20 protein-coding genes and 3 tRNA genes are annotated in these 17,098 nt (G+C 39.6%); 18 read left to right on the forward strand and 5 right to left on the reverse strand.

Translation table 11 applies throughout. The features are described 5' to 3' along the window. The first annotated feature begins 302 nt into the window (after positions 1–302). From CLNEO_RS11225 to panD, 12 genes are all read left to right on the forward strand, one after another. On the forward strand, positions 303–1,382 hold the full coding sequence (locus CLNEO_RS11225; protein ID WP_066088886.1) for a copper amine oxidase N-terminal domain-containing protein: 1,080 nt from the start codon (positions 303–305) through the stop codon (positions 1,380–1,382). Between the two features lie 173 nt (positions 1,383–1,555). Continuing rightward, on the forward strand, positions 1,556–1,894 hold the full coding sequence (locus CLNEO_RS11230) for a PadR family transcriptional regulator (protein ID WP_242864202.1): 339 nt from the start codon (positions 1,556–1,558) through the stop codon (positions 1,892–1,894). Next, positions 1,881–2,597, forward strand: a complete 717-nt coding sequence (locus tag CLNEO_RS11235) for a permease prefix domain 1-containing protein (protein WP_066088892.1) — start codon at positions 1,881–1,883, stop codon at positions 2,595–2,597. The genes CLNEO_RS11230 and CLNEO_RS11235 overlap by 14 nt, the downstream gene beginning before the upstream one ends. Beyond that, positions 2,587–3,204, forward strand: coding sequence for a hypothetical protein (locus CLNEO_RS11240; RefSeq protein ID WP_066088896.1), 618 nt, complete (start codon positions 2,587–2,589; stop codon positions 3,202–3,204). The genes CLNEO_RS11235 and CLNEO_RS11240 overlap by 11 nt, the downstream gene beginning before the upstream one ends. Positions 3,205–3,535: 331 nt before the next feature. Further along, positions 3,536–3,619 (forward strand) — tRNA-Leu (locus CLNEO_RS11245). A gap of 23 nt (positions 3,620–3,642) precedes the next feature. Further along, a tRNA-Phe gene (locus CLNEO_RS11250) sits at positions 3,643–3,718 on the forward strand. Positions 3,719–3,721: 3 nt separating this feature from the next. Next, positions 3,722–3,793 (forward strand) — tRNA-Gly (locus CLNEO_RS11255). A 309-nt stretch (positions 3,794–4,102) separates the two neighbouring features. After that, a complete protein-coding gene (locus CLNEO_RS11260) occupies positions 4,103–4,312 on the forward strand; it encodes a FeoA family protein (protein ID WP_066088899.1) in 210 nt (69 codons plus the stop codon). 12 nt (positions 4,313–4,324) lie between these two features. Then, a complete protein-coding gene (locus CLNEO_RS11265) occupies positions 4,325–4,546 on the forward strand; it encodes a FeoA family protein (protein WP_066088902.1) in 222 nt (73 codons plus the stop codon). Between the two features lie 71 nt (positions 4,547–4,617). Next, positions 4,618–6,786: a ferrous iron transport protein B gene (gene feoB, locus CLNEO_RS11270; RefSeq protein ID WP_066088905.1), complete on the forward strand. Its 2,169-nt coding sequence runs from the start codon at positions 4,618–4,620 to the stop codon at positions 6,784–6,786. 17 nt (positions 6,787–6,803) lie between these two features. Then, positions 6,804–6,938 carry a FeoB-associated Cys-rich membrane protein gene (locus CLNEO_RS15450; RefSeq protein WP_083531987.1) on the forward strand — a complete coding sequence of 45 codons (135 nt, stop codon included), beginning with the start codon at positions 6,804–6,806 and terminating at the stop codon, positions 6,936–6,938. Positions 6,939–7,684: 746 nt separating this feature from the next. Continuing rightward, on the forward strand, positions 7,685–8,074 hold the full coding sequence (gene panD, locus CLNEO_RS11275; RefSeq protein WP_066088908.1) for an aspartate 1-decarboxylase: 390 nt from the start codon (positions 7,685–7,687) through the stop codon (positions 8,072–8,074). 224 nt (positions 8,075–8,298) lie between these two features. Here panD and CLNEO_RS11280 read toward each other — a convergent pair whose 3' ends face one another. The 3 genes from CLNEO_RS11280 to CLNEO_RS11290 are packed head-to-tail and all read right to left on the reverse strand — an operon-like array spanning position 8,299 to position 9,622. Next, the gene (locus tag CLNEO_RS11280) at positions 8,299–8,712 is read right to left on the reverse strand and encodes a flavodoxin (RefSeq protein ID WP_066088911.1); all 414 of its coding nucleotides are present in this window, start codon (positions 8,710–8,712) and stop codon (positions 8,299–8,301) included. Next, positions 8,713–9,306 carry a DUF3793 family protein gene (locus CLNEO_RS11285; RefSeq protein WP_066088914.1) on the reverse strand — a complete coding sequence of 198 codons (594 nt, stop codon included), beginning with the start codon at positions 9,304–9,306 and terminating at the stop codon, positions 8,713–8,715. 31 nt (positions 9,307–9,337) lie between these two features. Next, on the reverse strand, positions 9,338–9,622 hold the full coding sequence (locus tag CLNEO_RS11290) for a DUF2325 domain-containing protein (RefSeq protein ID WP_066088917.1): 285 nt from the start codon (positions 9,620–9,622) through the stop codon (positions 9,338–9,340). A gap of 172 nt (positions 9,623–9,794) precedes the next feature. Between CLNEO_RS11290 and CLNEO_RS11295 the strand changes: the two genes are divergently transcribed. The 3 genes from CLNEO_RS11295 (at position 9,795) to CLNEO_RS11305 (ending at position 11,916) form a co-directional block, all read left to right on the forward strand. Beyond that, positions 9,795–10,331: a GNAT family N-acetyltransferase gene (locus CLNEO_RS11295; protein ID WP_066088920.1), complete on the forward strand. Its 537-nt coding sequence runs from the start codon at positions 9,795–9,797 to the stop codon at positions 10,329–10,331. A gap of 70 nt (positions 10,332–10,401) precedes the next feature. Beyond that, entirely contained in the window at positions 10,402–11,211 is an 810-nt protein-coding gene (locus CLNEO_RS11300) for a GTP pyrophosphokinase (RefSeq protein WP_242864203.1), read from the forward strand. Between the two features lie 15 nt (positions 11,212–11,226). After that, complete coding sequence (locus CLNEO_RS11305; protein ID WP_066088922.1) at positions 11,227–11,916, forward strand: metallophosphoesterase; 690 nt, start codon at positions 11,227–11,229, stop codon at positions 11,914–11,916. 298 nt (positions 11,917–12,214) lie between these two features. On the opposite strand, the gene CLNEO_RS11310 is transcribed toward CLNEO_RS11305, so the two are convergent. Further along, on the reverse strand, positions 12,215–12,448 hold the full coding sequence (locus CLNEO_RS11310) for a hypothetical protein (RefSeq protein ID WP_066088925.1): 234 nt from the start codon (positions 12,446–12,448) through the stop codon (positions 12,215–12,217). Positions 12,449–12,495: 47 nt separating this feature from the next. Continuing rightward, the gene (locus CLNEO_RS11315; protein ID WP_066088928.1) at positions 12,496–13,074 is read right to left on the reverse strand and encodes a flavin reductase family protein; all 579 of its coding nucleotides are present in this window, start codon (positions 13,072–13,074) and stop codon (positions 12,496–12,498) included. 176 nt (positions 13,075–13,250) lie between these two features. Here CLNEO_RS11315 and CLNEO_RS11320 point away from each other — a divergent pair, with 176 nt between their 5' ends. From CLNEO_RS11320 to fsa, 3 genes are all read left to right on the forward strand, one after another. Beyond that, the gene (locus CLNEO_RS11320; protein ID WP_066088930.1) at positions 13,251–14,588 is read left to right on the forward strand and encodes an RsmF rRNA methyltransferase first C-terminal domain-containing protein; all 1,338 of its coding nucleotides are present in this window, start codon (positions 13,251–13,253) and stop codon (positions 14,586–14,588) included. Between the two features lie 105 nt (positions 14,589–14,693). Continuing rightward, the gene (gene thrC / locus CLNEO_RS11325; protein WP_066088933.1) at positions 14,694–16,160 is read left to right on the forward strand and encodes a threonine synthase; all 1,467 of its coding nucleotides are present in this window, start codon (positions 14,694–14,696) and stop codon (positions 16,158–16,160) included. Between the two features lie 280 nt (positions 16,161–16,440). Further along, positions 16,441–17,088, forward strand: coding sequence for a fructose-6-phosphate aldolase (gene fsa / locus CLNEO_RS11330; protein ID WP_066088936.1), 648 nt, complete (start codon positions 16,441–16,443; stop codon positions 17,086–17,088). The last annotated feature ends 10 nt before the right edge of the window (positions 17,089–17,098 follow it).

A 17,098-nucleotide genomic window follows, 5' to 3' on the forward strand; every position in this document is an offset into this window, starting at 1 on the left:
AGAATACATTGACCCGTTTACGGGTGAGCAAGTGAGCACAGGCAAGAAGTAAACTGCTTTAGCAGTAGCCAGAGAATAAGAAACGGTTGGCAAACCGTTCAATGCATCTTTAGATGCAAGTTGGTAAAAGCCCCTTCTAGGGGCAGAGCAAACCACCAGCTGAGCTGGTGGTGATGATTGTAAACATTAAGGAGCTTACTTGGAAAAGTGTAGTAATAGATGGGCTTGATTTATATGGATCATTGTACTATTATTATATAGTGACAAAAACTGCTATGAATAGCGATGAAAGGATGATAATAATGAAGAAAAAATTAGTTTTAAGTCTAACAAGTATTTTTGTATGCTTGTCTTTGGTTCCAGCTTTTGCTGCTAACAAAACCAATGCGCAATTAAGAGGTGATTTTGCCATTGAAATTGATGGAGTGGAGTGTGTTTTTACTCGTACAGATGGTAGTGTTGCATTACCTATTTTATATAATGATACCACATACCTGCCTTTGCGTGCCATTGGAGAAATTATGGGCAAGAATGTAAATTGGGATGAAACAAGCAAAACCATTACCCTCAGCGGGAATAGGGATGAAACAGCCCAAACAACGGCAGATGCACAGCCCGAAGTAGCTACGGAGGGCGTTGTTGTGCAAGAAAGACAGGATTTTATAATTTCTGTCGATGGTACTGTAAATGAATTTAAAACTTCTACCGGGGATAAAATCAACCCTATTGTATATAATGGCTCAACCTACTTACCCTTGCGTGCCGTTGGTCAGATTATGGGGAAGGATGTAGCTTGGGATAATGCAGCAAAGAAAATAACCCTTACCCCTGCTGATAGCGCTGTAACGGATGCGGACACCTTTAAAGCGGAGGAAAAGGGGGAGAAAGAGCTTGAAAAAAATGATATTGGTATGGGGAAAGCGAAGGAAATCGCAGTTTCCAATGCCAATTTGAATGAAAAAGATGTTAGCTTTGTGAATACAAAGATGGAAGAAGTAGAAGGAAAAAAGGCATATGTTGTTCAGTTCTACTATGGAACGAACGAATATAGCTATAAAATTGATGCACAAGCAGGTACGATTTTGTCGGTTGGTGCTGAAATTGAAGGCTTTGATGTACTGAAAGACGGTAAATTTATCAATTCAGAAAAGGCAGAGAAGGCAGCCTTAACCCGTGCCAATGTGAAAAATAGTGAAGCCACTTTCACTTTAGTGGAATTAAATCAGCATGGGGATAAGATTATTTATAAGGTAGCTTTTTACACAGAAAGTGCAGCGTATGAATGCACTATTGATGCAACAAGTAGTGAGGTTTTGAATTTTGATATGGTGGAAAAAGAAGGGAAAACGGAAAACAGTAAAGAAAAGAACAAAAACAAATAGATGGCGTAATATAGTATGATGAATCGTCAACCTTCTATTTTTCGGTGTAGGCACCGAAAAATAGAAGGTTTTTTTAAAAAAACAAACACACAGATTAGACTTGACATACTTAGAATATCTAGGTAATATATACCTAGATATTCTAAGTAAAAAAGAAGGGAGAGGTATTGAGGATGGACAAGGGATTGATTGGTGGTAGCACTGTTTTAATGCTGCTTTCCTTATTGCAGGAAAAAGAATACTATGGCTATGAGATTATTAAGGAAATTGAGCAAAGAAGCAATTGTATTTTTCAATTTAAAGAAGGTACTTTGTATCCTGTTTTGCATCGCATGGAAAGTCAAGGTCTGGTGAAATCCTATAAGGCGACGGCAGAAACGGGGAAGGAAAGAAAATATTATCAAATTACGGTGAAAGGGAAAACACAGCTTGCGAAAGAAAAAGAGCAGTGGAATGCTTTCACCATTTCAGTAAAAAAGGTATTAGGGGGTGCGGGGTATGCGTGTCCCTGACTGGGAGGAGTATCTCAAACAAATTTTGTCCCATGTAAAATTTAAATATGACCATAACCATATCTACTTTGAGCTTAAAAATCATATGGAGGATCGGTATGACGAGTTTGTTTCAGAGGGAATGGAGGAGGAACAGGCAAGGGAAACTGTATTAGCCTGTATGGGGGATGCAGATGAAATTGGAGAGGAGCTGAACAAAGCCCACTCGCCATTTCTTGGCTGGATTTGGAGAGTATTAAAAGACGCATTGATTTTATTGGTTATTTTAAATTTTCTTCCTGCGCTTTCGTTAATTACTTCTGGTTTTATCTCTGTTTTTGAATCCTATGACGAGAAAAGCGATAGTCTTTTGGTTTATTCCATTGACGTGGGTTATAGAGAGAAAATATATGATACAACGGTTATTATTGATAAAATATTGTATTATGAGGATCATACCCTAGAAGTTCGCTATGCTACATGGACGAATCCTTTTTCGGACAGCATTAAATGGAGTTCTTCCATCGGTGTTACTATATATGATGAGCAAGGGAAAATACAAGCAAACGGAAATGGATGGAAAAGCGGAAGTTATTATGGTAGAGGACAAAAATATTGTGAAAATATACCTCTGGATGCAACAAAAGCGGTGATTTCCTATGGAATAGAAAATGAAATCCCCATTGACTTAAAGGAAGGGCGGGTGATGGCTAATGAATCGTAAAAAAGAATTAATTATTTTTGTTATCTTGATTCCATTACTGTTGCTATCCTTTATGCGGCTGGGAGGATATTATTTTTCTGCGGAAGATGTATTTTATGCCTGTGAAAAAGGGCTGCATTATGGGCCTTCGGAAAAAATATTAGCCGAATATGAGTTTGAAGATAGCGGAAAACTAATTGTGGGAAAATGGAAAGAGAATCTTTCGGCAATTTCCGTTGACCGCGCCTTCGGTGTTCTATGGAAGTTAAAAAGCGGAGGAATAACCGGGTTTATCTCCTGTGAAAAAGTGGTTACAGCAAATATATTTCGTGGCGGCAAGGTAATGGGGCTTGCTTCACAAAAAGAAATTAGAGAGGTTTATTGCAGAATTGAGTATGGCGATTACGGAAATGACGAAAATCCAAGTATACAGGAAATGACCATGACGGTGGATCAGGATGGCTTTTTTTATGGCATCTGGTCAACGCAAATTCAGGATGATACCTTTCAATATATTGCCTATATAGAGGGCAGAAATGCCTATGGAGAGGTGATATACCGTGATGGCATGTCTCCTGAGGGGAAACCCTATCTTGATGGTGTACTCATTGAAAATACAGAGAATTAGGTATGCCTTGCCGTACTTCGTGGGTAGAGTGAAAAGGACCCTTTTTATTGCGGCAGCGAATAGACTAAGTGAGTGCGTTTATTGCAGGGTTTTTCTTTTAATATGAAATATTTCACCACCAACTGCCTGCATTCCACGAGGTCTGGCCTTTTTTAGAATAGTAAATTGGCATATTTTATTGAAACCCTATACTTTTTACTTGAAAATAGAATGAAAGTAGTGCAGGATTTGGTATACATTGCGTTTAACGCGGAAAAATACAGAAAAAAGTATTGACAAATTAGGCTGTCTTTGATATATTAAATGAGCGGTTTAAAACGAGTAACTATTTGCCCGAGTGGCGGAATTGGCAGACGCACAGGACTTAAAATCCTGCGGGGTAACACCCGTACCGGTTCGACCCCGGTCTCGGGCATAACCGCTTAAAAAACAATATGTGCCCAGATAGCTCAGTCGGTAGAGCAGAGGACTGAAAATCCTCGTGTCACTGGTTCGATTCCGGTTCTGGGCACCATTTGCGCGAGTGGCTCAGTGGTAGAGCATCGCCTTGCCAAGGCGAGGGTCGCGAGTTCGAATCTCGTCTCGCGCTTAAAAAGTGTCTGAATGGACACTTTTTTTTATGCATTGAAAACTTTACTTTGGATATTTGATTAAAAAATGTTTGGTTTTGGGGAGTTTAGAACCCTCCTTTCCTTATTTGATGTAGCTGAACAAATTTCCAAGGTGAAAATTTAATTTTTGTAAACACAAGTATTTGCTTAATTGGTTATTTGCCTTATGAAATTTATGAATCTGGTTTTATTAATGGAAAATGAAGATAAAGCTTGACGAAAAGAGTTAGGCGTGGTAAACTTTTATTAAAGTTAGCTAAGAGTAACAGTGAATAGGAGGGATCAAGATGCCACTTACATTAGCAGGTGCTGGAGTTCCACAAATAATTAAGCATATTGGTGGAAAGGATGAATTGCAACGGTTTTTGGCTTCCCTTGGATTTATTGCAGGAAGCCAAGTAACTGTAATTTCCGAATATAACGGAAATGTGATTGTAAATGTAAAAGAATCCAGAGTTGCAATTAGCAAGTCCATGGCTTGCAGAATCATAGTATAAGGAAGGGATGACATGAGAACATTACGAGAAGCAAAAGTAGGAGAACGGATTTCTGTGCTGAAAATCACAGGAGAAGGTCCTGTAAAGCGTAGAATTATGGACATGGGTATCACAAAAGGTGTAGAGGTTTTTGTACGCAAGGTTGCACCTTTGGGTGATCCCGTTGAGGTTACAGTAAGAGGGTATGAGCTTTCTTTAAGAAAAGCTGATGCACAGATGGTTGTAATTGAGTAAGCTTTAGTTAAAAGTTAGTGAATACTAATTTTTAGAAACGTTAGCAAACACTAACACTAAGGAGGATTATTATGTCAGTAAAAATTGCCCTAGCCGGAAATCCTAACAGTGGAAAGACAACGCTGTTTAATGCTTTGACCGGCTCGAATCAATTTGTCGGCAACTGGCCCGGCGTTACAGTTGAAAAAAAAGAAGGAAAATTAAAAGGACACAAGGAGGTAGTCATTACAGACTTACCTGGTATTTATTCCTTATCGCCGTATACCTTGGAGGAGGTTGTGGCAAGGAATTATCTAATTCAAGAGAGACCCGATGCAATTTTAAATATTGTGGATGGCACAAACCTTGAAAGAAATTTGTATCTTACAACCCAATTATTAGAATTAGGAATTCCTATGGTAATTGCCGTTAACATGATGGATGTGGTGAATAAAAACGGGGATTCTATTCAAATAAAGCAGTTGGCGGAAAAATTAGGGTGTCCTATTTTAGAAATTTCTGCGCTGAAGGCAACCGGAATTAAGGAAGCAGCGCAAGCGGCGTTACAAGCGGCAACACAAGTCTCGGCTTGCAAGGTACATAATTTTTCCACTCAAGTTGAGGAAGCCTTATCTGCAATCACCAACCGTTTGCCTCAGGAAATCAACGAAAATCAAAAGCGTTTTTATGCAATAAAGCTATTTGAAAGAGATGAAAAAATTCTCCAGGGTAATATGTCAGCTGCTGCATTTGAGGACATCATTGCTAAAGTTGAAAAAGAGTTGGATGATGATAGCGAAAGCATTATTACCAATGAGAGATACATTTATATTGGTGAGATGATAAAGGGGTGCTATAAGAAGCACAGCAAAGGGAATCTATCCACCTCTGACCGCATAGACAGAATTGTTACCAATCGTTGGCTGGCATTGCCTATTTTTGCGTTAGTCATGTTTTTGGTTTATTATGTTTCTGTTACAACAATTGGGTCCTATGCAACGGAGTGGGCAAACGAAGGTGTCTTTGGGGAAGGCTGGGAATTGTTTGGTGCTACCATACCAGGCATTCCTGTAGTTGTTGGTGATTTTTTGGCTAGTATTAATTGTGCAGATTGGCTGCAAGGACTTATTTTAGACGGTATTATTGGCGGTGTTGGTGCTGTATTGGGCTTTGTTCCGCAGATGCTTGTGTTATTTATTTTCTTAGCATTTTTGGAGGCTTGCGGCTATATGGCGCGTGTTGCATTTATTATGGATCGTATTTTCCGCCGCTTTGGTTTGTCGGGAAAATCTTTCATTCCTATGTTAATTGGTTCAGGCTGCAGTGTTCCTGGTATTATGGCCTCCAGAACCATTGAAAGCGACAGAGATCGTAAAATGACAATTATCACTACCTCGTTCATCCCTTGTGGTGCAAAACTTCCCGTAATCGCTTTGATTGCTGGTGCGCTTTTCGGTGGTGCATCATGGGTTGCACCGAGTGCTTATTTTTTAGGGATTATAGCGGTTATTATTTCAGGTATTATTCTTAAAAAAACAAAGATGTTTGTTGGAGACGCCGTTCCCTTTGTAATGGAGTTGCCTGCGTATCATATGCCTACGGTTTCAAACGTATTGCGCAGCATGTGGGAAAGAGGTTGGTCTTTTATCAAAAAAGCAGGTACAATCATTCTCCTTTCTGCTATTTTTATTTGGTTTACATCTAATTTTGGATTTGTAGATGGCTCTTTTGGTATGGTAGAAGATTTGAGTGATGGTTTCCTTGCTACTATTGGTAATGCAGTTGCGTGGATCTTTGCACCTTTGGGTTGGGGTAACTGGAAGACAGCAGTGGCAACAATTATGGGTTTGGTAGCAAAAGAAAATGTAGTAAATACCTTCGGTGTTCTTTTTGGCTTTGCAGAAGTTGCAGAGGATGGCTCAGAGATTTGGGACACCTTAGCTGCAAGCTTTACACAGGTTTCTGCATATAGCTTCTTGGTATTCAACTTATTGTGTGCACCTTGCTTTGCGGCAATCGGCGCGATCAAGAGAGAAATGAACAACACAAAATGGACATGGTTCGCCATTGGATATCAAACAATTTTTGCTTATGCCGTTTCCTTCTGCGTATATCAGATTGGCGCAGTAATTACAGGAGAATTGGTGTTTGGTATTGGAACAGTAATTGCTATTTTGGTAGTCATCGGTTTTTTGTTCCTGCTGCTTCGTTCAAATACAAAGGCCCCAAATAGCAAGGTTTCGGTGAGTATTCCCGGTTAAAAAAGGAGGTTGTTGTTATGACTCCAGGAACGATCGTTGTTGGATTAGTATTGATAGGAATTGTGGTTGCGATTGTATGGCATTTGAGAAAAGAGAAAGGCTGTGGTTGCGGCGGGGATTGTTCCTCTTGCAGTCATTGCGATCATTCCTAAAATATAGGCTTTACTGAAAAAAAAGAGGAGACTGCTGTTTTAATGATAGTAGTCCCCTCTTTTGAATTTATGTCAACAAAGTGAGTAACAAAAGTAGGACTTTATGCCGCACCCTGTACCCAAAGACTGTTTAATTTATTTAGACATTGTGATTACATAATGTGTATTATTAATTGATTATTGTTTAAGAATAAAATAATATTTTGAATAACCCATTAAGATAGATATAATACGTCTAAATGTAATAGAAAAAATGTAATAGAAAAAGCTGAATTATATCTAATATCACTATACTGCATATGCTTGCAGATGGGAGATGAAAAGGTAGAGGATCAGCAAATGGTTGTAAAAGAACTTTGCTAAAAAGTTATGCTTACAATAAGAATATGAAATGATTTAGTCTTGACCAAGCAAAAGCGGCAGGAACCCCAAATAAATCCATTTTACAATGTATATAAATAGATAATTGGATAAAGTTATCGTTTCGTTTTTATGGAGCTTATTGTTGCTAGACAGTAGATTTTTCTATTGTCCAAACTGGAGCTCCATTTATTTTTGTGTAGATGAGCATCTGTAGAAAAATATTGGAGGTGGTAGTTTTTGAATTTGACAGATAAATGGAAAAGACTGCAGTACTTTTTGTTTGGTAAAATATGAAAGATTGAATTGTTGACTTTTTAGTTAGAATAATTTTTGGTACCCAAAATAACTAACACAAAACTGGTTGAAATGGAAGGAAGATTAATATGAAGCTTACTATGTTAAAAGGGAAAATACATCGTGCAAAAGTAGTACAGGCGGAACTGGATTATGTTGGAAGTATCACGGTGGATGAAGATTTATTAGATGCTGCCTGTATTTTAGAATATGAGAAGGTATGTATCGTAGATATTAATAATGGTCAACGTATTGAAACATATACAATTGCTGGAGAACGTGGCTCAGGGTTAATCTGCTTGAATGGTGCAGCGGCAAGATGCGTACAGGTTAACGATAAAATTATTATTATGGCATATATTCAGCTTACACCAGAAGAAGCAAAAGAATTTAGACCGAGTGTTGTATTTGTTGATGAGGATAATAATATTATTCGCAAAAGTATTTATGAGAAACATGGGTTGCTAAAGGATTTATAAAATATGGAAATTTATATAAGAACTTTTTATAAAGTCCAAGGAATATGGAAGTGACATACCAAAAACTTTTATTAAAATCGCATAGCTATGCATTTTTAGAAGGTCAAGGGTGAAACCCTTGTGAGAGTTTGAGGGCAAAGCCCTCAAGGCTTTGACTTTATCAACATAATAAGGCACCTGAATTCAGGCGCCTTAAAGGAAAAGGATCGAATATGAGATATTTCTTAATATGCCGCAAATTCTTGGCCAAGGGCTAAGCAACGAGCCTTGCCATCTGCATCGGGAAATCCACAAATAATCAAGCCTTCGTTCAAAAGATTAATACCAGCTTTTTCGCATCTTGCACACCAATCGCGCATCCACTGGCCATCACCCCAGCCATAAGAACCAAACAGAGCAACCTTTTTGCCTTTTAAGCCACCCTCGATAGAGGAAAAGAAAGGTTCAAATTCACCTTCTTCTAAAACCTCATCGCCCATAGAAGGACAACCTAAAGCAATCTTATCATAGTCGCTGATGTTGCCGCTGAACGCATCTACAGAAAAGATTTCTGTGTCCGCCCCCAAACCTTGAGCGATCTCTTTTGCCATAACTTCGGTATTGCCTGTTCCACTCCAATAAATAACAGCACTTTTCATTTACAAAACCTCCTGTAATGTTTGTTTTGCTTCTAATAAAGAGAGAATTGGAATCCCTTCGGAAGCCTGATGTAATAATTTTTTTCTGCAATTTGTATATTGTTGGAAAGTTGCTACGGCGGCTTTTTCGTCACCGTAGACCTTCCAATAGCCACAGAGCTTATAGTTCTGCCCCTTTTCCTCAATGAAGGCAAAAACATCCTCCGACGGATAGCCTAAAAAAAAGCCGATTTCATGGGGGAAATCATTACACTTTTGAATACGCCGGCGAAGGAAAGCCAAAGTATTCACTAAAGCAGCTTCTTGATTTACATCTAGGGGATAGCCAGTTTTTATTAGAAAATCCTTGATTTTAGGATTGCTAAAGTATTCCAGCAGTTTTTCTTTTCTGTAAACCAGGAAAAATACACGTTTGCTGCAGCAGTAAAGATATTGCAATGAAATACCTTTTTTCTCCAGCTGTTCTTGATAGGCTGCCACTTCATTTTTTAGATTTTGCAAGCAAGGTAAGGGTAGAGAAAAAAGATTTGCTTGCTTAAGACCGTATAGGGTAGGGGCACCGTGATAAAGCATCTGCATTTCAAAATCAGACATAAGCCAACCTCCTTCGTTAGCTAAGGCTAACTTAAGCCTGACAGTAGGAACTAAGTATCTTGTTTAAAGCAGAAGAAGAAGAGCTGTGAGAGCGAGCAATGGTAATTTGATTACGCTCAGCTTCTTGCACTGCACCTGCTACCATTATGTGTGATACTGTACTGGTAAAAAGGACAATTAAATCTGCCTGGCCAATTTGACTGCGAAAGTTCCCCGGCATTTGGGTGAAAACCTTGCTTTTGCAATTATATTTTTTACAAATATCCATATATTGACGAACCATACGGTCGTGACCGCCTACTATAACAACGCTCATAATATACCTCCAAAAATAAATTTAGTTAGTTTTAACTAACTATATGACTATGCTACCATTATCACCAGCAATTGTCAAGGCTTTTTTGAAAAGTTTACGATGGATTTTAAAAACGGGATAATATGGATTGCTTCATATAAATATGCTATAATAATCAAAAGGAGAGATCATTATGTTTCAGACAGAAAGACTAATTTTACGCAGTTTAACAAAAGAGGATGCAACGGATCTTTTTGCATATAGCAAGGACGAGACGGTAGGTAAAAATGCGGGGTGGAAGCCCCACGAAAGCCTGGATGAGTCAAAGCAAATACTTGAGGAAGTGTTTTTGGACAAGGAAGATGTGTTTGGAATTATAGAAAAACAGTCTGGAAGGTTGATAGGCACGGTGGGGTTTATGCCTGATCTTACCAGAACGAATGATAATGCAAGAATGCTTGGTTATGCCATTGGCAGGGATTATTGGGGTAAGGGCTTTATGACAGAGGCAGTGCAGGCGCTTTTATCCTATGGCTTTTTAGAAAAGGGATATGGTATCATTTCTGTTTCCCATTATTCGGACAATTTTCGTTCACAAAGAGTAATTGAAAAATGCGGGTTTCAATTTGAAGGCGTACAGCGACAAAGTGAACTGCGTTATGATGGCGTGCTGATGGACAAAAAGTGGTATTCTTTGACCGCAGAGGAATTTTGTCAAACTATGAAATAAAGATGAAGATTTTGGTATATTGTTTCAATACTAAATTTAGGGATTTTCAAGTAAAATAAGAGTCAGTGCGATGAAAAGAGGTGTTGTTGTGGAAATAGTCAACTGGAAAGAGCTTTTATATCCTTATGAACAAGCGATGGACGAATTGCTTTTAAAATTTCGCTATTTAGACAAGGAATGCAGGCATTTGGGAATATATTCCCCCATTGACTCGGTAACGGGGCGCTTGAAAAAACCTGCAAGTATTTTAGAAAAGGCAGGAAAGAAGCAGATACCGCCGGAAGAAATTGAAGAAAAGATAGAGGATATTACAGGCATTCGAATTCTTTGTCAGTTTGTTGAGGATATTGAAAAAGTCGTGGGGATGGTTCGTGGCAGAAAAGATATGACAGTTGTGGAGGAGCGGGATTACATCACTAAAACCAAAGCCAGCGGTTATCGAAGCTACCATATGATTATACGGTATCCCCTAAGTACAGCCTTGGGACCAAAGGAGGTACTGGCGGAAATTCAAATTCGTACCAATGCTATGAATTTTTGGGCTACGGCGGAGCATTCTCTTAGGTATAAATATAGCGGTAATATTCCTGAGAGTTTGCAGCAAAGGCTGATAAATTGTGCGGAGGCCGCATTTCATCTGGATCAGGAAATGTCAACAATCCGTGGGGAGATTACCAATGCACAGCGTTTAAACGAAATCAAGGGAAACTTGGTTACAAACATTTTGGATAATATTCAAAATCTGTATTTTGAAACAAAATTAGAGCAGATGGATGAAATCAACAAGGAATTTGTTGAAATTTGGAATAAAGAAGACATCGATGAGCTGAAGGCCTTTAACGAAAAGCTAAATGTATTGGCAGAGGTTTATCGGGTGTAAAAAAGGAGCGACAGCATGGGGTTATTTGCAATTGCGGATCTTCATTTTAGCTTTTCGGTAGAGAAACCGATGAGTATTTTTGGCGCCAATTGGGAAGGCCATAGTGAGAAGATTATACATAGCTGGAAGCGAGAAATTCAAGAAGAGGACACTGTTTTGCTGCCTGGAGATATTTCCTGGGCTATGAAAGAGGAAGATGCTGCGGCAGATTTGGAGGCAATTCAAAGCCTGCCCGGGCGAAAAATTTTCTTGGAAGGAAATCATGATTATTGGTGGAAGTCTGCTTCTAGATTGGAGAGAGAATATAAGGGCATGCGGTTTTTAAAAAATGATTGTGACCGTTATGAGAATATTTTTATCTGCGGCACAAGAGGCTGGCTGTGCCCAAATGATAGCCGTTTTACCCCACAGGATAAAAAGCTTTACGAAAGAGAGCAAAATAGGCTTAGGCTTTCCTTAGAAAGCGCCATGAGGAAAGGTGCAAAAGAAATTCTTTTGATGATGCATTTTCCACCTGTTAATGACAAGCAGGAGAATTCTGCTTTTTTGGAGATCATGGGGGAGTACCCCATTAAACAGGTGGTATATGGGCATTTACACGGAAAGCCCAGTCATGACAGCGGCATTCAGGGAGAGTGGGCGGGAATCAAGTTCCATTTGGTTTCTGCGGATTATCTGAACTTTTGTCCCAAAAAAATATTGTAAAAGTAAATTTAAAGACGGCTATTATTTTCAATAGCCGTCATCTTGAAGACAAACCTTGGCGTTGCCCACTTATTGCCCAAGATAGGGAAGACAGCAAACTAGCCTTTGCGTAGCAAAAGTGATGACTGCCTACTTGTTTTTTGAAAAAAGCAAGACCAAAAAATATTACAAAACCCGCATAGTCTGCGGGTTTAAATGGGTCAAGGGTGAAACCCTTGTGGGTGTTTGAGGGCAAAGCGCTCAAGGTTTTGACTTTGTATTCGCGGTGACGGCTATTGTTTATCAATAGCCGTTTGTTTTAATCTTCGTAGACATTTGCAGCTTCAACAATCCGCTTTTTCAATGTTCGTACGTCATAATTCTCTTCCAAATCCAATTCTAAGGAAAAGCTTTCTAATTCGTCTTCATCTACAAGATAGGTTGCTTCAAAGGCTGAAGTTAAATCATCTTCAAATAATATTTCCCCATCGATGGCCCAGCTATCATCGCCTTTATCCATAGAATAGATATTGACTTCAGTGATTCGTAACATTGCAAAAAATCCTCCCTTAAAATAAATAATACATTTTGGTTCTTATGTTATGATTTTTTTGTTTTTTTCGGCTTTTTTATGGAATAGCCAAAGGTTCCCAATTGCTCACCTAGGGTGAAATATGCGCCATGTGAATAGCAGACAGGCTGTGTGTCATTAAAGTGAAATTTACCTGTTTCATCTAAATATTCATCGCTGACGCTAACGGAAACGACTTCTGCTAAAAACATATGATGTGTGCCCAGAGGAATAATTTCCTTCACCTTGCACTCAATGTTTACGGGACTTTCGTAGATGATGGGCGCAGCTACCTGTTCCCCTTTTTTGGCAGTAAGCTTCATTTCCTTGAATTTATCCATATCTTGCCCGCTTTTCACGCCACAAAAGTCGCAAGCATAAGCCAAGTCTTTTGTAACCAGATTAATAACAAATTCCTTGCTGTTTTTGATCAGCTCGAAGGAGTGGCGTGAGGGTCGAATGGAAACGTAGGTCATTGCAGGGTCACTATTGATGGTTCCTGTCCATGCAACAGTAATAATATTTGCATTTTCCTCCGTGCCGCAGGATACCATAACAACTGGTACAGGGTAAAGTACGGTACCCGGCTTCCATATTGCTTTTCCCATGAAACAACCTCCTTTTTTAATAAAGTATTAAAGTGACGCTATTAATCTTATACGAGAAATGTCTCTTTGTAAAGATAAAAAACGTCTGAGATTTTAAATGTTTTTTTGGCTATTTCTTGTATTCTATGCTATTTTTCAGTATGATATTAAAAAGATATTATTTTTGGAGGAAAACTATGGAATTACCCATTCAATATACGGAAAAAATGCAGCGGCTCTTAGGTGAGGAATACCCAGAATACTTGGCTTCCTTTGAAGAATCCAGATATTTTGGTTTGCGTGTAAATACTTTAAAGCTATCGATGGAGGATTTCCAAAAGAAAGCTCTTTTTTCCCTGTCGCCTGTGCCATGGTGCGAGGAGGGATTTTATTATTTGGAGAAAGAACGCCCTTCAAAGCACCCCTATTATCATGCCGGTCTATATTATTTGCAGGAGCCCAGTGCCATGAGCCCGGGAGCGATTTTGCCTATTATGCCAGGGGAACGGGTTTTGGATGTTTGTGCTGCGCCGGGAGGGAAATCCACCCAATTGGGTGCAAGACTGCAAGGAGAAGGACTTTTGATTGCCAATGATATCAGCGCGGGACGAGCGAAGGCGCTGTTAAAAAATATGGAGCTGTTTGGCATACGCAACAGCGTTGTGATGAGTGAACCGCCGGAGCGTTTAGAGGAAAGATTTTCGGGATTTTTTGATAAAATTTTAATTGACGCCCCCTGTTCTGGAGAAGGGATGTTTCGCAAGGAACCGGACATGGTGAAAAGCTGGAATGAAGAAATGCTTGCATTTTGCCAAAGAGAGCAGGAGAAAATATTGGATTCCTGCGCAGAGATGCTGCGCCCGGGAGGGATGTTGCTTTATTCCACCTGTACGTTTGCCGTTTGTGAGAATGAAAAAAGCATTTCTGATTTTTTGGAAAAGCACAAGGAGTTTTCTCTTCTTCCCATTGAAAAAAAGCATGGCTTTTCAGTAGGAATTGGGGAGCTTCAACAGTGCGCTAGATTGTATCCCCATAAAATAAAGGGAGAAGGCCATTTTCTTGCCTTGCTGCAAAAGAACGGCACGGCGGAGAAAGTTATGCTGACGGGGGAAATTGGAGAAAAAGAAAAGGATCTAGCGCCATTTTTAGAATTTCAAAAGGAAGTGCTGAAAACCAAGCTTACGGGAACCTTCAAGATTTTTGGGGAAAGCCTGTACCTTTTGCCCAAGGAAATGCCCTCTATGAAAGGACTTCGGGTATTGCGTACCGGTTGGCAGTTGGGAACGATGAAAAAAGGTCGGTTCGAGCCTTCTCAAGCCTTTGCTATGGGGATTTTTAAGGAAGAAGTGTCCAATGTGGAGGACTTTTCTTTGAAGGACGACAGGGTCATTCGGTATTTAAAGGGCGAAACCGTTGAAGCGGAAGGAAAGGACGGTTGGACCTTGGTTTGTGTCGATGGATTTCCTTTGGGCTGGGCGAAAAGACAAGGCGGTCGGCTAAAAAATAAATATGCGGTAGGATGGAAATGGGAGTAAGTGTACGCTGTTAGTGGACAAATGTATAATTGAGGTTGACAAATGGTGAAAAATTTGTAAAATAGAACTATCGTAAATTGAAGCATAAGAAAGAAGGAGAAGGTCATGGCTAATTTGACATATATCGGAACAAGGGATCAGTCCATTCGGGCAACGGCTTCACAGGCAATCTTGAGAGGGATTTGTCCCGATGGGGGGCTTTATATACCGGAAGTAATTCCCGCCATGGGAAAATCCTTGGAGGAATTAAGCAAGCTTAGTTATCAAGAGCTGGCATATGAGGTTTTAAGTCTGTTTTTGGATTTTACAGAGGACGAGCTTAAGGCTTGTATCAACGGCGCATATGATGAAAAATTTGATACAAAGGAAATTGCGCCTGTGGTTCAAAAGGGGGATGCTTTCTTTTTGGAATTATTTCACGGAAGAACCTTGGCATTTAAAGATATGGCGTTATCCATTTTACCCTATTTTATGAAAACAGCGGCAAAAAGAGAAGGAATAGACAAGGAAATCGTTATTTTAACCGCAACCTCAGGAGATACAGGAAAAGCGGCTCTGGAGGGCTTTTCTGGGGTGGAAGGAACGAAGATTATCGTATTTTTCCCAGAGGATGGCGTAAGCCCTGTGCAGAAATTGCAAATGACCACTCAGGAGGGCGAAAATACTTGTGTTGTTGGAATTTTGGGCAATTTTGACGATGCCCAAAGTGCAGTAAAAAGCATCTTTACGGACAAGGCTTTGGGGGAAGAATTGGAAGAGAAAGGATACTTATTTTCCTCAGCAAACTCCATCAATATCGGACGATTGGTTCCTCAGATTGTTTATTACTTCCACGCTTATCTGGAAGGGGTTAAGCAGGGGGCTTTAAATATGGGAGAGGAAATAAACTTTACAGTACCCACAGGGAATTTTGGAGATATTTTGGCAGGCTGGTACGCAATGAAAATGGGGCTTCCCGTTGGTCATTTTGTTTGTGCCTCCAATGATAATAAGGTGTTGTATGATTTCTTCCGTACGGGTACCTACGACAGAAACAGAGAGTTCCATGTAACGGTTTCCCCTTCCATGGATATTTTGATTTCCAGCAATCTGGAGCGTTTGCTTAGCCACATGGCAGGGCAGAACACTACAAAAGAGGATATGGCAAGGCTGAGCAAGGATGGGAAGTATTCCGTTACCATTACAGAAAAGAAAATCAGCGGTGAATTTGCTACGGAAAATGAAACTTACGGAGCAATTAAAGGCTTCTATGAAGAAACAGGCTATGTTATGGATACCCATACGGCAGTTGCTTATGCCGCTTATCAAAAATATAAAGTAGCGAGCAATGACACCAGACCAATGGTAATTGTTTCTACTGCAAGCCCTTACAAGTTTACAAAGGACGTTATGATGGCCTTAGATGAAAAATATGCCAAGGATGATCCATTTGCGTTGATGCATGTTTTGGAAAAAACAAGCGGCGTTTCTATCCCTGAACCAATCCAAGGCATTGAACATAGACCGATTTTACACAAAAATGTGTGCGAAAGGGATAAAATTAAGGAATTTGTAAAAGGATATTTATTATAAAAATTTAAATTCATTAGGAAGATTGAGTAATACTTTTTAAAACGCTGCCTTTTCTGTTATGCAGAAATGACAAGAAAAGCCCACCTTTGGGCAAAGCCTTTGCTTGCCTTTGAGAAAGTGCCGTTGTAAAGCGGAAAGCCGTTGATTTTGTTGGTTGGATGGATTACAATGTATAAGAAACGCACCCAAAGAAGCCAAAATGCGTTTTTCGAGTTTTCAGCTTAAATAACAAAGCTGAACAAAAAAGGAATCTAAAAAGCATAAAAAAGGAGATAATACCATGAAAATGTTCATCGACACAGCGAATGTGGAACACATCAGAGAGGCAAACGATTTAGGCGTTATTTGCGGCGTTACAACAAACCCTTCCCTGATTGCAAAAGAAGGCAGGGATTTTGTTGAGGTGGTAAAAGAAATTACAACAATCGTAGATGGCCCAATCAGTGCAGAGGTCATCAGCCTAGAGCATGAAGGCATGGTAACAGAAGCCAGAGAACTGGTGAAAATCCATAAAAATATTGTAATTAAAATTCCTATGACTTTGGAAGGCTTAAAGGCAGTGAAAATTTTGACGGCTGAGGGCATCAAAACAAATGTAACATTGGTTTTTTCCGCTACACAGGCATTGATGGCTGCAAGAGCAGGCGCAACTTATGTTAGCCCCTTCTTAGGCAGAGTGGACGATATCGGTGCGGTAGGTATGACTTTAATCGAAGAAATCGTTGAAATTTTCGATGTACATGGAATCCAGACAGAAATTATTGCGGCTAGTATCCGAAATCCTTTGCATGTCATTGATGCGGCAAGAGTTGGCTGCCATATTGCAACCATTCCATACAACGTATTAATTCAGATGGCAAAGCATCCTTTGACTGACCTTGGTATTGAACGTTTCTTGAAAGATTGGGAAACTGTACCTAAAAAATAATCAGACACAG

The sequence above is a fragment of the Anaerotignum neopropionicum genome (assembly GCF_001571775.1).
GTDB classification, from domain to species: Bacteria; Bacillota; Clostridia; order Lachnospirales; family Anaerotignaceae; genus Chakrabartyella; species Chakrabartyella neopropionicum.

What these genes read in the sequence shown, in the direction of transcription:
- CLNEO_RS11225 (WP_066088886.1), top strand. Translation starts at nt 303, where the DNA reads ATGAAGAAAAAATTAGTTTTAAGTCTAACAAGTATTTTTGTATGCTTG.
- CLNEO_RS11230 (WP_242864202.1), top strand. Translation starts at nt 1,556, where the DNA reads ATGGACAAGGGATTGATTGGTGGTAGCACTGTTTTAATGCTGCTTTCC.
- CLNEO_RS11235 (WP_066088892.1), top strand. Translation starts at nt 1,881, where the DNA reads ATGCGTGTCCCTGACTGGGAGGAGTATCTCAAACAAATTTTGTCCCAT.
- CLNEO_RS11240 (WP_066088896.1), top strand. Translation starts at nt 2,587, where the DNA reads ATGAATCGTAAAAAAGAATTAATTATTTTTGTTATCTTGATTCCATTA.
- CLNEO_RS11260 (WP_066088899.1), top strand. Translation starts at nt 4,103, where the DNA reads ATGCCACTTACATTAGCAGGTGCTGGAGTTCCACAAATAATTAAGCAT.
- CLNEO_RS11265 (WP_066088902.1), top strand. Translation starts at nt 4,325, where the DNA reads ATGAGAACATTACGAGAAGCAAAAGTAGGAGAACGGATTTCTGTGCTG.
- feoB (WP_066088905.1), top strand. Translation starts at nt 4,618, where the DNA reads ATGTCAGTAAAAATTGCCCTAGCCGGAAATCCTAACAGTGGAAAGACA.
- CLNEO_RS15450 (WP_083531987.1), top strand. Translation starts at nt 6,804, where the DNA reads ATGACTCCAGGAACGATCGTTGTTGGATTAGTATTGATAGGAATTGTG.
- panD (WP_066088908.1), top strand. Translation starts at nt 7,685, where the DNA reads ATGAAGCTTACTATGTTAAAAGGGAAAATACATCGTGCAAAAGTAGTA.
- CLNEO_RS11280 (WP_066088911.1), bottom strand. Translation starts at nt 8,712, where the DNA reads ATGAAAAGTGCTGTTATTTATTGGAGTGGAACAGGCAATACCGAAGTT.
- CLNEO_RS11285 (WP_066088914.1), bottom strand. Translation starts at nt 9,306, where the DNA reads ATGTCTGATTTTGAAATGCAGATGCTTTATCACGGTGCCCCTACCCTA.
- CLNEO_RS11290 (WP_066088917.1), bottom strand. Translation starts at nt 9,622, where the DNA reads ATGAGCGTTGTTATAGTAGGCGGTCACGACCGTATGGTTCGTCAATAT.
- CLNEO_RS11295 (WP_066088920.1), top strand. Translation starts at nt 9,795, where the DNA reads ATGTTTCAGACAGAAAGACTAATTTTACGCAGTTTAACAAAAGAGGAT.
- CLNEO_RS11300 (WP_242864203.1), top strand. Translation starts at nt 10,402, where the DNA reads ATGAAAAGAGGTGTTGTTGTGGAAATAGTCAACTGGAAAGAGCTTTTA.
- CLNEO_RS11305 (WP_066088922.1), top strand. Translation starts at nt 11,227, where the DNA reads ATGGGGTTATTTGCAATTGCGGATCTTCATTTTAGCTTTTCGGTAGAG.
- CLNEO_RS11310 (WP_066088925.1), bottom strand. Translation starts at nt 12,448, where the DNA reads ATGTTACGAATCACTGAAGTCAATATCTATTCTATGGATAAAGGCGAT.
- CLNEO_RS11315 (WP_066088928.1), bottom strand. Translation starts at nt 13,074, where the DNA reads ATGGGAAAAGCAATATGGAAGCCGGGTACCGTACTTTACCCTGTACCA.
- CLNEO_RS11320 (WP_066088930.1), top strand. Translation starts at nt 13,251, where the DNA reads ATGGAATTACCCATTCAATATACGGAAAAAATGCAGCGGCTCTTAGGT.
- thrC (WP_066088933.1), top strand. Translation starts at nt 14,694, where the DNA reads ATGGCTAATTTGACATATATCGGAACAAGGGATCAGTCCATTCGGGCA.
- fsa (WP_066088936.1), top strand. Translation starts at nt 16,441, where the DNA reads ATGAAAATGTTCATCGACACAGCGAATGTGGAACACATCAGAGAGGCA.